General features: G+C 30.9%; 14 protein-coding genes and 1 tRNA gene. 7 read left to right on the top strand and 8 right to left on the bottom strand.

Going from position 1 to position 13,657, the window contains the following annotated elements:
* Window positions 1-12 precede the first annotated feature (12 nt).
* Window positions 13-1,293, bottom strand: a complete 1,281-nt coding sequence (gene leuC / locus LNAT_RS08525; RefSeq protein WP_096260185.1) for a 3-isopropylmalate dehydratase large subunit — start codon at window positions 1,291-1,293, stop codon at window positions 13-15.
* 105 nt (window positions 1,294-1,398) lie between these two features.
* On the opposite strand from leuC, the gene LNAT_RS08530 reads away from it, so the two are divergent.
* From LNAT_RS08530 to LNAT_RS08550, 5 genes are all read left to right on the top strand, one after another.
* On the top strand, window positions 1,399-1,608 hold the full coding sequence (locus LNAT_RS08530) for a DUF2905 domain-containing protein (RefSeq protein WP_096260186.1): 210 nt from the start codon (window positions 1,399-1,401) through the stop codon (window positions 1,606-1,608).
* On the top strand, window positions 1,605-2,075 hold the full coding sequence (locus tag LNAT_RS08535; protein WP_096260187.1) for a 2'-5' RNA ligase family protein: 471 nt from the start codon (window positions 1,605-1,607) through the stop codon (window positions 2,073-2,075). The genes LNAT_RS08530 and LNAT_RS08535 overlap by 4 nt, the downstream gene beginning before the upstream one ends.
* Window positions 2,053-2,331, top strand: a complete 279-nt coding sequence (locus LNAT_RS08540; protein WP_096260188.1) for an EscU/YscU/HrcU family type III secretion system export apparatus switch protein — start codon at window positions 2,053-2,055, stop codon at window positions 2,329-2,331. The genes LNAT_RS08535 and LNAT_RS08540 overlap by 23 nt, the downstream gene beginning before the upstream one ends.
* A 377-nt stretch (window positions 2,332-2,708) precedes the next feature.
* Entirely contained in the window at window positions 2,709-3,278 is a 570-nt protein-coding gene (amrA, locus tag LNAT_RS08545; protein ID WP_096260189.1) for an AmmeMemoRadiSam system protein A, read from the top strand.
* Between the two features lie 332 nt (window positions 3,279-3,610).
* A complete protein-coding gene (locus LNAT_RS08550) occupies window positions 3,611-4,114 on the top strand; it encodes an ATP/GTP-binding protein (RefSeq protein ID WP_096260190.1) in 504 nt (167 codons plus the stop codon).
* On the opposite strand, the gene LNAT_RS08555 is transcribed toward LNAT_RS08550, so the two are convergent.
* Both LNAT_RS08555 and ilvD read right to left on the bottom strand, forming a co-directional pair.
* Window positions 4,103-4,927 carry a nucleoside recognition protein gene (locus LNAT_RS08555; RefSeq protein ID WP_096260191.1) on the bottom strand — a complete coding sequence of 275 codons (825 nt, stop codon included), beginning with the start codon at window positions 4,925-4,927 and terminating at the stop codon, window positions 4,103-4,105. The genes LNAT_RS08550 and LNAT_RS08555 overlap by 12 nt on opposite strands.
* The gene (gene ilvD / locus LNAT_RS08560) at window positions 4,927-6,615 is read right to left on the bottom strand and encodes a dihydroxy-acid dehydratase (protein ID WP_096260192.1); all 1,689 of its coding nucleotides are present in this window, start codon (window positions 6,613-6,615) and stop codon (window positions 4,927-4,929) included. Before ilvD ends, LNAT_RS08555 begins: the two co-directional genes overlap by 1 nt.
* Before the next feature lie 90 nt (window positions 6,616-6,705).
* On the opposite strand from ilvD, the gene LNAT_RS08565 reads away from it, so the two are divergent.
* A complete protein-coding gene (locus LNAT_RS08565; RefSeq protein WP_096260193.1) occupies window positions 6,706-7,767 on the top strand; it encodes a hypothetical protein in 1,062 nt (353 codons plus the stop codon).
* Here LNAT_RS08565 and LNAT_RS08570 read toward each other — a convergent pair.
* Window positions 7,762-9,456, bottom strand: a complete 1,695-nt coding sequence (locus LNAT_RS08570; protein ID WP_096260194.1) for an ABC transporter ATP-binding protein — start codon at window positions 9,454-9,456, stop codon at window positions 7,762-7,764. The genes LNAT_RS08565 and LNAT_RS08570 overlap by 6 nt on opposite strands.
* 25 nt (window positions 9,457-9,481) lie before the next feature.
* Between LNAT_RS08570 and LNAT_RS09035 the strand changes: the two genes are divergently transcribed.
* Window positions 9,482-10,207, top strand: a complete 726-nt coding sequence (locus LNAT_RS09035; protein WP_096260219.1) for a glycerophosphodiester phosphodiesterase — start codon at window positions 9,482-9,484, stop codon at window positions 10,205-10,207.
* Here LNAT_RS09035 and LNAT_RS08580 read toward each other — a convergent pair.
* From LNAT_RS08580 to LNAT_RS08595, 4 genes are all read right to left on the bottom strand, one after another.
* Window positions 10,158-10,233 (bottom strand) — tRNA-Ala (locus tag LNAT_RS08580). The genes LNAT_RS09035 and LNAT_RS08580 overlap by 50 nt on opposite strands.
* 49 nt (window positions 10,234-10,282) lie before the next feature.
* Window positions 10,283-10,696 carry a thiamine-phosphate pyrophosphorylase gene (locus LNAT_RS08585; RefSeq protein ID WP_096260195.1) on the bottom strand — a complete coding sequence of 138 codons (414 nt, stop codon included), beginning with the start codon at window positions 10,694-10,696 and terminating at the stop codon, window positions 10,283-10,285.
* On the bottom strand, window positions 10,686-11,417 hold the full coding sequence (locus LNAT_RS08590; RefSeq protein WP_096260196.1) for a Bax inhibitor-1/YccA family protein: 732 nt from the start codon (window positions 11,415-11,417) through the stop codon (window positions 10,686-10,688). Before LNAT_RS08590 ends, LNAT_RS08585 begins: the two co-directional genes overlap by 11 nt.
* A gap of 52 nt (window positions 11,418-11,469) precedes the next feature.
* A complete protein-coding gene (locus LNAT_RS08595; RefSeq protein WP_096260197.1) occupies window positions 11,470-13,656 on the bottom strand; it encodes a tetratricopeptide repeat protein in 2,187 nt (728 codons plus the stop codon).
* Window position 13,657 lies beyond the last annotated feature (1 nt).

The following is a 13,657-nucleotide window of genomic DNA, read 5'->3' on the forward strand; positions in this document are numbered from 1 at the left end:
TTAATTTTTAACTTAGTCTATTTCCCTTGGATCGGCAATTTTTCCTGCAATCGCACTTGCAGCCGCCACTGCTGAGTTACTTAGATACACTTCGGAATTTCTGCTTCCCATTCTTCCACGGAAGTTTCTGTTTGTGGTGGCAACCGCTCTTTCACCATCACCCAAAATTCCCATATATCCTCCAAGACATGCGCCACAGGTCGGATTTGCCACAACAGCACCCGCATCAATTAAAGTATCAATAATTCCCTCGTGTTCCGCCTGTTTATAAATTCTCTGAGTTGCCGGAGTCACAATTAGTCTGACTCTTCTATGGACTCTTTTCCCTTTTAGAATATTTGCCGCAGTTCTAAGGTCACTTAAAGTTCCGTTTGTACAGCTTCCTATATATACCTGATGAATTTCAATATCATCTTTTACCGCTTCGCTTATCGGTTTTCCGTTGCTTGGCAGAAACGGATAAGCTACAAGCGGTTCAAGTTTGCTAACATCAATTTCTATAGTTTTGGCATATTTGGCATCAGGGTCTGAATAGTGGATTTTCGGCTCAGCACGCAAAGGATTGTATTTTTTAACTTCTTCCAAAAACACCTCCGTAATCTTATCATAAGCGATAATTCCGTTTTTTGCACCGGCCTCAATCGCCATATTGCACAAACTCATCCTGTCATCCATTGGAAGTTCCTCAATTGTATCGCCTGTAAATTCAAGCGCTTTGTATAATGCACCATCAACACCTATTCTTCTGATTAGCTCAAGTATCAAATCTTTACCGTAAACATGCTCTCCTCTTTTACCAGTGAAAACTACTTTAATGCTTTCAGGAATTTTAAACCAGCTTTTCCCGGTAATCATACAAAAAGCGATATCGGTACTTCCCATCCCTGTGGAAAATGCCCCGAGCGCCCCGTGGGTGCATGTGTGGCTATCAGCCCCGATTATTACATCCCCAGGAATTACAAGCCCTTTTTCAGGTAAAAGTCTATGTTCAATTCCCATATCTTTTTCATCAAAAAAGTTTTTTAAATCATGCTCATAAGCAAAATCCCTGTTGATTTTTGCCTGGTTTGCACTTGCTATATCTTTTGGGGGAATAAAATGGTCAAGCACTATTGCAAAATTATCAGGTTTTGCAAGTTTTTTTGCCCCGCTTTCTTTAAATGCCCTAATTGAAATAGGGGTAGTAATATCATTTCCTATTGTCATATCTACATCACACATAATAATTTCACCGGGTTTTACTTCCCTTCCAATGTGTTCCGCAAAAATTTTTTCAGTAATGGTCATAGGCATTTTAATCCTTTTTTATTGGAATTATAACCAAAATCAATAAGCGAAAAATGAAAAATGAAAAGTGAAAAGTTTTTGTTATAATATAAAAAATGAAAAAGGCTTTTAATGGCTAAAATTTTTATTTTTATTGGCATAATTTTTATAATAATCGGGCTTATTTTATATTTTTTTAAAGATTTTCCGCTTTTTCACCTGCCTGGCGATATTGTAATTCAAAAAGAAAATTTCACTTTTTATTTTCCTATAACTTCGTCAATTTTAATTTCAGTTGTTTTAAGCGCTGTTTTTTATATCATATCAAGGATTATGCATTGAGACTTTTTATCGCCACTCCCGTAAATTTACCGGTTTATCAGGCAATAAAAAACGATTTTAAAGACATTATCGACGGTAAATGGGTGGAAGGGTGGAATTTGCATTTAACGCATAAATTCATAGGGGAGGACAACCCGGAAAAATACAAAACAAAATTGAAAATTGATAATGGAAAATGGAAAATTAAAGGAATGGGCTTATTAAACGGAAAAATTCTATATTTGAAAACCGACATGGATGATAGGGTTAATAAAGAAATAAATGAAAAATTTAACCTTACAGACAATAAACCGTTTTTACCACATATAACACTCTGCAGGATTAAAAATATAAAAAATCAAGACAAATTAAATGAAAAAATAAAAAAATGGCAAAATATTGATTTTGTTGTACCTCTTGAAGTATATCTTTACAAATCAACCCTTACAAAAAAAGGCCCGGTTTATGAAAAAATTTACAAATACTAAAGCTGTGGCCCTAAAATATAAGGTTTACGAAGAAAACGTACCAAAAGTTATTGCAAAAGGAACTGGGGAAATCGCAAAAAAAATTATACAAAAAGCAAAAAAATTTGATGTACCCCTTTTTCAAAATGAAGAGCTTGTTAATACACTTTTAAATGTACAAGTAAATGAAGAAATACCTCCTAAAATGTATGAGGCGGTTGTGGAAGTTTTTATCTGGCTGTATAATCTTGAAGAAAGAGCCCAACTTAGTAAATGAATAATGAAAAATGGATAATGCAAAATATGACATTGACTAAAAATAACAAAAAAGTAAAAATATTACAGCATAGCGGAATTTAACGAAATTTTCGCGTTAAAAAAATTGCATTTAACCCGTAAGGGTTGCAGGCGTATGAAGTGCAAATTTGCACAAATTCATCGCCGTACGAGCCTAAAAACGACAAGCAGTTGTCGTTTGTTTAACAGCTCTCCTGTTTGCAATTTTTAGCAAAATTTAGTGGTGCATAGCAAAATGAAGCTCGAAGCTATAATATTTTTATCTTTGAAGTATCTATTTAGTTAGTATTGTAAATAATTTAAGTTGATTAAACTAAACTTTTATGATATAATTAATAAAAGTTTAAGGAGGGGAAAATGGAAAATTTAAAAATTTTGCCAAAACTCGCAAGGCTTTCAATTTTGGAAGAATTTGAAGGTAAAAAATTAATTGATAAGGATGAATGGATAGAAAAATATCCGTTTTTGGCTGAAAAAAGAGCCTGTTTTGTAACTTTAAAGAAAAAAAATATGCCAAGAGGAAGTAATCTCAGAGGTTGTATAGGTTCAATCCTGCCATACAGACCGTTAATTGAGGATGTTATAGAAAATGCAAAAGCGGCAGCCTTTGGAGACCCTAGATTTGAACCGTTAAGACCTGAAGAATTTGACGAAATAGAAATAGAAGTCAGTGTTCTTACAATTCCTGAAAAACTTGAATATGAAGATGTAAATGATTTAAGACAAAAAATAAGACCGGGTGTTGACGGGGTAATACTTCAGCTTGCAAACCATCAGGCGACTTTTCTGCCAAGCGTGTGGGAGGAACTTCCTAATTTTGATCTGTTTTTTGCACATCTTTGCCTAAAAGCCGGCCTTGCGGGAGACTGCTTACAGTATCATCCGGTAATTTATACATATCAGGCAATAGAAGTTAAAGAGGATTAATATTATTTAATTAATAACGAAAAAGAAAAAATATTACAGTGTTACGAAATTTAACGAAAATTTTGCGTTAAAAAATTCATTTAACCCATAAGGGATGCAGGCGTATAAAGTGCAAATTTGCACAAATTCATCGCCGTGCGAGCCTAAAAACGACAAGCAGTTGTCGTTTTTTTTAACAGCTCTCCTGTTTGCAATTTTTAGCAAAATTTGAGTGATGCATAGCAAAATAAAGCTCGAAACTGCAATATTTTTATCTTTGAAGTATATATTTAATTATTGTCAAAAGATTAATTTTTTTTCTTTTTCGCCGATTTAAAATAAAAAGGCAATAAATGTTCAGTATTGACAGATATGGATTAAATTCTGCAAGTTTAAATCTCTCATTTACCACAAGCAGCGGCGATAAAATAGATTTGAGTTTAAAAGATTCAATTGAAGCAAGTTCAAGTTTTAAAAAGAATAGAGGCTTAATTTCTGAAGAATTCACCCTAAAACACACTTTTGAATACAAATTCCATTATGAAGGGAACGGACTTGATAAAAATGATATAAAAGAAATAAAAGAAGCTCTTAAAAAAGCGAAACCTTTAATTGAAAAATTTTTAAAAGAAAAAAATTCAAATGAAAAAGTTATGACAAACATTGCCCATTCTATTAAATCATTTTTGCCTAAACCAAAAAATATTAATCACGAAAATGCAATAAAAAATAAAACAGTAGATGTTTTTGATAAAATTTTAAAACAGATTAAAGCAACCTTTGAAGAAACAGAGAAGGCAAAAAAATTATTTGATAAAATATTTAATAATGATAACAATTTTGATTTATTTGTATAATCTAACAACCAAATAAGAAATTATTATTGCCAAAATTAATCTAATAGAAATAAGTATCCATATACTTGCTCCAAATATTGCAAAAAGTGCAGTATCTTCAATAACAGAATGGCATATCATTAAAAATGTACCAATAAAAATTATCTCCTTTCTTGATAGTTTTTCTTTTTCTTTAATTAAAATCCCGGCTCCGTACGTAATACCGAGAATAAGCCCTGTCAATATAGAAAAATGGGCACTTATATTTTTATTTTTAAAAAATTTTGTCTTTATAAAATCCATAAAAACTATAATTACTGAAATTAAAATAATAATTTTTAAAGCAAGAACCGAAGCGTTATAAACAGAATGTGAAAGCATATCAAAAAAACTGTTATAATGATTTATTTCCATACTTTTTAAAACAGTTTCGCCATTCAAATTAAAATTAAAAAGTTTAAAAATATAAACGGCCAAAATTCCCCCTGTTATTCTTAGTATTGTAGAATACCAGACAGAAATACCAAGTTTTTTCATTATTGCATTTTCAACAGGCAAGGCATGTGCTATACCCATAAAAAGTCCAAGCATTGTCCATTCATAAGGAGTCAAATTAAGAGGAGCCGCAAATGCAATCCCGGCATAAATATTAAAAAGCATTCCGGCAGCCAGACTCAAAGCCAGCTTTTCATCAAATCCCAAAATATAAGTAAAAGGTTCAAATAAAAAAGAAATATGCTCCAAAATATGAAAATAGATTAAAATATCTGCTAAAAGATAAAAGGGAATAACCAGCTTTAGAATAACTAAAGCCGTGTTTATTATGTTTTTCACTAATCAGCTTTAAGAATAGCTCCATTTGAGGCATTTGTTACAAGAGCTCTATATTGTTTTAGCCAACGACCAGGTACATCTTTTTTAATTGGAGTAAATTCTTTTTTTCTTTTTTCAATTTCTTCATCGCTTAATTTCACATTTATGGAAAAATTATCCGCATCAATTTCTATAATATCGCCGTCTTTAAGCAAACCTATCATTCCACCCTCAGCCGCTTCCGGACTCACATGTCCGATACTAAGACCTCTTGTAGCACCTGAGAATCTACCATCAGTAATAAGTGCCACTTTATCTCCAAGTCCCATTCCCATAATTAAACTTGTAGGAGCTAGCATTTCCTGCATTCCAGGCCCGCCTTTTGGTCCCTCATATCTAATAACTACAACATCGCCTTCTTTTACTTTTCCTCCGACAATTCCATCAATTGCCTCTTGTTGTGAATTAAAGCAAACCGCTTTCCCTGTAAATTTTCTGCTTCCCACAATTCCTGCAGTTTTAATTACGCATCCCTCCTCTGCAAGATTACCGAATAAAATAGCAAGCCCTCCGACTTCGCTGTATGGATGTTCCACAGGTTTGATTACAGAATAATCAAGAACCTCGGCATCTTTAATTCTCTCAGCTACAGTTCCCCCCTCAATTACAGGGTTGTCAAGATAAAGCGCTACATCACTTCTTTTACTAATCTCTTTCATAACGGCACTTATCCCACCGGCTCTATTTATATCTTCCATATGAACAGTTTGAAGTGAAGGAGAAATTTTTGCAATATGACTTACATGTTTTGCTATTTCATTAATTTTTGCCAAATCAAAATCAACCCCTGCTTCTTTTGCAATTGCCATCATATGAAGCACAGTATTTGTACTTCCGCCCATTGCCATATCAACTACAAATGCGTTATGAACTGCTTTTTCATTTATAATGTTTTTAATTCTGTACTGTTCATAAAGTTTTTCATCTTTTGCGATTTCACAGATTCTTCTTGCAGCTTTTCTAAGTAACTCTTCCCTCTCAGGTGTCAAAGCCAAAACAGTCCCGTTTCCTTTTAGCGCAATACCCATTGCTTCCATCAATGTATTCATGGAATTTGCCGTAAACATACCAGAACAGCTTCCACCGCCAGGACATGCGTTGCATTCCAATTCATATAAAGTATTTTCGTCAATTTCACCTTTTTCAAATTTACCAAGACCTTCAAATACAGTAGCTAAATCAATCGGGGTTCCGTCTTTCATATGTCCTGCCCTCATTGGACCGCCTGTTACCACGATTGTAGGCACATTTACCCTGAGTGCTCCCATAATCATACCGGGAGTTATTTTATCACAGTTTGGAATACAGATAAGTGCATCAAATTTATGGGCATTCATCATTGTTTCAACACTGTTTGCAATAATTTCTCTACTTGGCAGAGAATAAAGCATACCATCATGCCCCATTGCAATACCATCATCCACACCGATTGTATTAAATTCAAAAGGCACGCATCCGTTTTTTCTAATTTCATCTTTTACAATTTCCGCATATTTATTTAAAAAGAAGTGTCCCGGTACCACCTCCACAAAAGAGTTTGCAACCGCAATAAAAGGTTTGTCAAAATCTTCATCTTTAAGACCTGTAGCTCTAAACAAACTTCTGTGAGGCGCTCTATGCCATCCTTTTTTTACTTCATCACTTCTCATTTTTTTCCTTTTTTTGCTGTATTTTAGCACTTTAAAACAAAAAAAGCAAAAACAAAATTTGATATAATAACACTAAAAAAGGTTTAGTTAATGTTTGACATACCAAGCATGGATGAATGTAATTATATTATTAAAAATTCGAAACAATTTTTTAGAAAAGATTTAGAATTTTTAAATAATAAAATTTCAATTTATCATTATAAACAGGGGAATTATGAAGAATTTGAAAAATTTAAAGCGTATGAACTAAGAAGCCTTACATTTGTAGAAAATACACGCTTTCTTGGAATTCACAAATTTTTTGAATTAAATCAGGCCCCGGGCTTTATGTATGATGATGTAAAAAACAAAAAAATAATAAAAATTACGGAAAAAATAGACGGGACTTTTATCCAACCGGTATTAATTGAGGGGGAAATTTATTTTAAAACAAAACTTAATTTTGATTCATATCAGGCTAAAAGATGCAATGAAATTTTAAAAGAAAACAAAAAACTAAAAGAATTTATTATTAAAACATTTAAAAAGGGGAAAATCCCTTTCTTTGAATATTTTTCTCCAAAAACACAGGTTGTAATGGATTATAAAGAAGAACTGCTATATTTAACTCAGATAAGGGATTTAAAAACAGGAAAATATGAACTTAATTTTGAAAAAGAAGCTGAAAATTACGGAATTAAAACTCCGAAAATTTTTAATTATTCATTTGAAAAATTATTAAACTTAGCCAAAACAAAAGAAGATGTTGAAGGATGGGTGGTGATTTTTGAAGATATGCAGTTTTTAAAATTAAAAACCCAAAGTTATTTAAAAAAACACAAACTGCTTGGAAAAATAGAGCCCCATAATATTATTTATGCAATTTTAAATAATAAAGCAAACGAATATAAAAATATTTTAAATAAAGAGAGTGAAAAATACCAATATTTCACTGAAATTGAAAATAAATTTTTAAAAAAATACAATTCTTTAAAAAAAGATTTAAAAAAAGCCTTGAAACTGACTAAAAAAGAATTTAAAAAAGAATTAGCCAACCATCCTTATTATGAGCTTCTTGCAACCTGCAAGAAAAAAGGGGAAGACTTTTTTGATGAATGGATAAAACAGCACACAGCAAGACTCAAGGGGGCAAAAAAATTTCTGGATTTATGATATTTTTAAGATTTTCCTATTCTTAACCATCAAAATTTCATTCGCTTTTGCAATAGTTTCAGCCCTGTGGGCAATAATAATTGAAGTTCTGGATTTCAGAAAATCTTCAATATTTTTAAATACCCTGTCTTCTGTATCTATATCAAGGGCTGAAGTTGATTCATCCAAAATTACGACTTTCGGTTTAAATAAAAGTGCCCTTGCAATTGCAACCCTCTGTCTTTCTCCACCGCTCAGTTTTACTCCGTTTTTGCCTATATAAGTATCAAGACCGTCTGGAAGTTTTTCCACTACTTTCACGAGTTCCGCTTTTTTTAAAGCCTCCATTATCTCTTTTTCAGTGAAATTTTCGCCAAGAGTCAGATTAAAGTACAAAGTATCATTAAAAAGCTTGGTTTCCTGCAAAATCAAAGCAACATGATTTCTTATTTCATTTAGTCCTATTTCCCTGAAACTGACCCCATTATATAAAATAACCCCCTTATCAACCACCAAAAGCCCTGCAATAAGCTTTGCAAACGTTGTTTTTCCCCCACCGCTTGCACCAATTAACGCAGTAATTTTAAAAGGCTCTATTTTTACATTCACATCTTCTAAAATCCATTCATCTTTATATTTAAAATATAAATTTTTAGTTTCAATCTCCACTTCTTTATTAAAAGGATTTTTCTTATGGGGGTAAATCGGTTCTTTTTTAAGCTCAAAGAGTTTATTTATTCTCTCAAGTGCAGCCTTTGCACTGAAAAATGAATATTGAATATTTATAATCTCCTGTATAGGGGTCATCATAAACCAGAGATAACTGAAAACTGCTATCATCATACCGATACTGAGATTATCATATGCAACCGCCAAAATTCCGGCGGCTCTGAAAACTTCATAACCAATCAAAAACATTAAAAAACTGACTTTATTAAAAGCTTCGCTTTTGTAACTAAACTCAAATGATTTTTCTTTAAGTTCCTGCGCTAATAAAAACAGCCTTTTAAAGAAAAAACTTTCTTTATTATATGCTTTTATCTGATCAAATAGTTCTAATGTCTCAATTAACGCTTCCTGAAAAATAGAAATAGTTTTATTTTGAGAAAGTTTATATTTTTTAACTTTTCTGGCCAGCTTTCCTGAAAGAACTACCACAAAAGGATTAAGCAAAAGTATAAAAAGCCCAAGTTTTAAATTAATACTAAGCAATACTATTGCAACTCCAATTAACGTCAAAAAAGAGATAACAAATTTTGAAACGGATTTTATTAAAAATTCTTCAACCGTATTCACATCGCTTATAAGCCTGCTTGCAATATCCCCCGTTTTTAAATTTTCGTATTCATTAAGAGATATTCTTTTTAGATGTTCAATCACCCTGATTCTTATTTTATAGGTTATATCTTTTGTTATTTTTTCAAAAAAATAAGTTTGGGAAACATTTAACAAAATAAACAGACCCCTTAAAGCAATAACTACACTTAAGGTAACTGCCACATAACAAAAAGCACTGCAATTTCCAAAAATAAAGTTAATAAAATCTATCCACCGTCCGCCTTTATTTAACAACACCTCATCTATGAGCAAAGGCATTAAAAGTGGAATAGGTATAGAAATAATGGTGGCAATTAGTGCTATAATTTGAGCGGTTATAAATTCTTTTTTGTATTTTTGTATTTCTTTTAAAAGTTTTTTAAAAGTGAGCAATCCAAACCTTTTTTAAGGAATTATAATGAATTTTTTCGACAATTTCGATAAACCCCATATAATCGGCGCCCACAGAGGTTACAGCGCAAAATACCCGGAAAACACCCTCACCGCATTTAAAAATGCAAAAGCCGATTTTATAGAATTTGATGTGACCCTTACAAAAGACAATGAAATAGTTGTAATTCATGATGACACGATAGACAGAACCACAAACGGAGAAGGAAAAGTAAATAATTTTACATTAAAAGAATTAAAAAATTTCACTATTTACCCAAATGAAAAAATACCGACCCTTGAAGAAACTTTAACTTTATGCAAAGAAATAAATATGCCTGTAAATATTGAACTTAAAAAAGTGTTTAAAAATGAAAAAATTTTTTTGGAAAAAGTATTAAAAACAGTAAAAAAATTTAAATTAGAAAATAAAGTTTTAATTTCTAGTTTTGAGCACAGTTATTTAAATTTTTTTAAAGAAAACACTATATCCATTGCCGCTCTTTTTGACAAACCTTTTGAAATAGATTATCTAAAAATATTAAATATTAATTCCGTTCATATTTCAAAAAAAATAGCCACAAAAAAATTTTTAAAAAAATTAAAAGATTACAGAGTTTTAGTTTATACAGTAAATTCTAAAAAAGAAGCCGACAAATTGTTTTCAACGGGAGTTTACGGAATTTTCAGCGATTATGGAGAATTGGTGGAGACAACGGGACTCGAACCCGTGACCCCTACGCTGCCAGCGTAGTGCTCTACCAGCTGAGCTATGTCCCCATATTTAATGTAAAATTGAAAATATATAATGGATAATTTTATTTCTTATTTAATTATCCATTTTTAATTTTTCATTATCAATTAAAGAAAGTATTTCTTTTTCGTAATTATACAATAAATATCTTGCTTTTTTAAATTTTTCTGAAAGATTAACATCCATTAATTTAAAAATTTCCTCTAAAACCCTTGCACTTTCCTGAGCTCTTTTTAAATTAGAAATGATAATATCTTTCAAATCTCCTCTTGTCAATTCGTCCTTTATGGATTTTTTTAAAATATCTTTTATTGAATCTCTGTATTTTAAATATTTTTCATATTCTGGAAGTTTAATATGTCTGAGTTCTTTGAGCTTAAAAGCAAGAGGAGAAGAAAATTCATATCTTAAAATATCTTCTACTACCCTGATACCTTCTTTAAATCTGTTTATATTTGCATCTATTGTTCGATATAAATTATTCTTCATTATTTAAAAAGCCTAAAATTTGAAGAAGTGAAATAAATAGATTTAGAAAATCTAAATAAAGAGCAACTGCGGCTTCAATTTCACTGCTTACATTTCCTCTTATGATATTTTGAGTATCAAATAAAATAAACATACTAAATAACACCGCCCCCACTGATGCGATAATTAACTGAAGCATCGGCAAATGTAAAAAAATATTTGCAATACTTGCAACAATTAAGACAATTAATGTAATAAAAAGCATTTTACCCATTGTAGTGAAATCTTTTTTTGTATTCATTGCAAAAATTGTCAAAGCACCAAATGCTACAGCTGTAAGTCCAAACGCCTCACCGATTACATATCCCATATTTCTGGCGACAAAAACAGCTAAAGTCGGGGCAAGAGTAAATCCTGTCATAAAAGTAAATGCAAATAAAAGCACTAGATTAAGCGGTGTTTTGTCTTTTGCTGCAAATAATCCAAAAAGCAAAATAAATTCAAGTATTACCGCACCCCAGTATGTAAATGTAAGTCCTCCTGTCACAGGATTAATCATATTACTTACAAAGCCCATTCCAACATAAGCACCTACCGCCCCGGCAATCAAACTGCCAGCCAATAATTGATATGTTTTTTTAACAAATACATTAATATTTTCTATTGAATGAGAATTATATGCTTCATTTGTATAAGTTTTATTTACATATGAATTTTTGAAATCATTAGAACTAAATTTCATTTTACCTCCTCAGGTTTTTTATTTTATAAGATTTTATTATAATAAAATGAATTTAGTATGAATTGGGAGATTTGATATTAAAATCAAAATATTTACTTTCAAATCCATCAGGAATTTTAGAATACTGTATTCTTGCGGCCCTTAAATTATTGGCTTCCTGCCAAAGCAGTCCCAAACCATATCTCGCCTCGTAAAATGAAGGATTTTTGAGTTTGGCAAGTTCCATTAAAGCCACCGCATTTGAATGATGACCCGCACCTATTGCCGAAACAGCCGCCTGATAGAGAGTAAACGGATCTTCAACTTTTTTATTGTTTATCAAATCATTATATATTATATATGCCTCTTCAAAATGTTTGGTATATAAATTAGAAAAAGCAAATCTTTTCAGTACCGGGATAATGTCAAAATTTTCAGTTTTAGCTTTTTTTTCTAAATCAAATCTTACTTTGTTTAAAAGTCCTGAAATTTTAGTAAATTCAAAATACCAGTCCCTTACAATTTTTGCCCCGTAATAAAAATCATTCATATTCCAGTTTTTTTCCAAAAAGAGACTCTGAAAATTAAGAGCTAATTTTTTTACATCCAAATCTTTATTTTCTGCGTAAAAATACAAAAGATTTGCAACAATATCCCTGTTAAACATACTTTTTAATTTTAAAGCCTCGTCCAAATAATCTTTATTTAATACGGCTTTAGAAGTTAATTTTGCTAAAATCCAAATAGGATTTGATTTCTCACTTTTCTCAATAAATGCTGCCATTCCCACGGTATTATCTGTAATTAGAGAGACAAGACCATATTCTAAAATAGTTTTATCATTCAAATCTTCTTTGATGGAAGCTAAAAGTTTATCATCATTTTTTCCAAGTTTTTGAATAGCCATTAATGCATAAATACCGCTTAACATATCAGAAGGATTCAGATGATATGCCCTTAAAAAATGAAAATATGCGTTTTTATATTCACCGAGCTGAGCATAAGTCAGGGCCAGATTATAATGCAGAATATAAGAAGTGTCTCTTTTTTTTATTAATTGTTTAAATTGTTTATTTGCCAAATATATATGTCCGTTTAAAGCCAGTTTTATGGCTTTTGAAATTTTTATATTAAGACCTGAATAAACGGCACTTTTTGAAAGATATGAATGTGACTCTTCAATAGCGCCTATCGGAATTCCGGCAATTCCCTTTTTTAAATATGCAATAGTCTGATTCAGACTGTAAACTTTATACGGGGCGAAATAAAAAAACAGATCATAAAAATCGCTTTTTTTCTTTAAAAAGCTTTCTTTAAATTCTCTCTGGGCAATCTTTATATCAAAAAGACTAGGTTTTAAATAAATTTTAATTGGATAAATATTATTTTCTTCAAATTTTTTTAAAATAATTGATGCCTCTTTAAAGTTTGAAAGTTTTAAATCAACTAATGAAAGTGCAAACTGAGCCTCTTTTCTGTCTGATTTGGATAAATAATTTTTTGCTAAAGAAAATTCTCCAATTTCGGCTAAATCCATTCCTTTATAAAAAGGATTTTGTTCAATCTCCTGGGCTTTTACAAAATTGTTATAATATTCATAAATAGCGCTTAAAAGCTCTTTTGATTTATCTTTATAAGGCGTATCAATGTTTAAAGCAAAACCGGCTTCTTTTTCATAACCCATATAATACATTACAAGCGCATAATAATAAGGATAACTCTTGGAATTGGCAATTTCAGGCAGGGTAATATATGCAAGATTTATATAATAATCAAAAAGTTTTTTATTTTTCAGTTTTAATGCACAGACCGCAGCATTTATGGCACTTACAACTCTGTTTTCTTTATTGCTAATTGCTTTTTGAAAATATTCCAACGCTTTTTTATATTTTTTTTCTTTCATTTTAATAACGCCGAGATTATAATATGAAAGAGATTCGGAAAAAACTGAAATTTTGTTTAAAAGCTGGAGTGCTTTTTCTTTCTGTCCGTTTTTATAAAGAATGGCGGCTTTTTTTATAATTGCCTGAAGTGTGTCTTTTTGAATATGTTTTTTTTCCAATTTTTTGGCAATTTCTGTGATTTCTTTATTTTCTATATTTGAAGATTCTTTTTTCTTTTTTATAACTGCAAAAACAAGTACCAACAGTAAAATTAAAGCAATTAAAAGAAGAATTATGATAATTAAAAAAAGTTTATTTTTCTTTTTATCGTTATTTTCATCTTCTTCAATTACAATAACATTTTCTTCTTCAGCCACC

Source organism: Lebetimonas natsushimae (assembly GCF_002335445.1).
In the GTDB taxonomy this organism is placed as follows: Bacteria; Campylobacterota; Campylobacteria; order Campylobacterales; family Nautiliaceae; genus Lebetimonas; species Lebetimonas natsushimae.

What these genes read in the sequence shown, in the direction of transcription:
- leuC (WP_096260185.1), bottom strand. Translation starts at nt 1,293, where the DNA reads ATGCCTATGACCATTACTGAAAAAATTTTTGCGGAACACATTGGAAGG.
- LNAT_RS08530 (WP_096260186.1), top strand. Translation starts at nt 1,399, where the DNA reads ATGGCTAAAATTTTTATTTTTATTGGCATAATTTTTATAATAATCGGG.
- LNAT_RS08540 (WP_096260188.1), top strand. Translation starts at nt 2,053, where the DNA reads ATGAAAAAATTTACAAATACTAAAGCTGTGGCCCTAAAATATAAGGTT.
- amrA (WP_096260189.1), top strand. Translation starts at nt 2,709, where the DNA reads ATGGAAAATTTAAAAATTTTGCCAAAACTCGCAAGGCTTTCAATTTTG.
- LNAT_RS08550 (WP_096260190.1), top strand. Translation starts at nt 3,611, where the DNA reads ATGTTCAGTATTGACAGATATGGATTAAATTCTGCAAGTTTAAATCTC.
- ilvD (WP_096260192.1), bottom strand. Translation starts at nt 6,615, where the DNA reads ATGAGAAGTGATGAAGTAAAAAAAGGATGGCATAGAGCGCCTCACAGA.
- LNAT_RS08565 (WP_096260193.1), top strand. Translation starts at nt 6,706, where the DNA reads ATGTTTGACATACCAAGCATGGATGAATGTAATTATATTATTAAAAAT.
- LNAT_RS09035 (WP_096260219.1), top strand. Translation starts at nt 9,482, where the DNA reads ATGAATTTTTTCGACAATTTCGATAAACCCCATATAATCGGCGCCCAC.
- LNAT_RS08585 (WP_096260195.1), bottom strand. Translation starts at nt 10,696, where the DNA reads ATGAAGAATAATTTATATCGAACAATAGATGCAAATATAAACAGATTT.
- LNAT_RS08590 (WP_096260196.1), bottom strand. Translation starts at nt 11,417, where the DNA reads ATGAAATTTAGTTCTAATGATTTCAAAAATTCATATGTAAATAAAACT.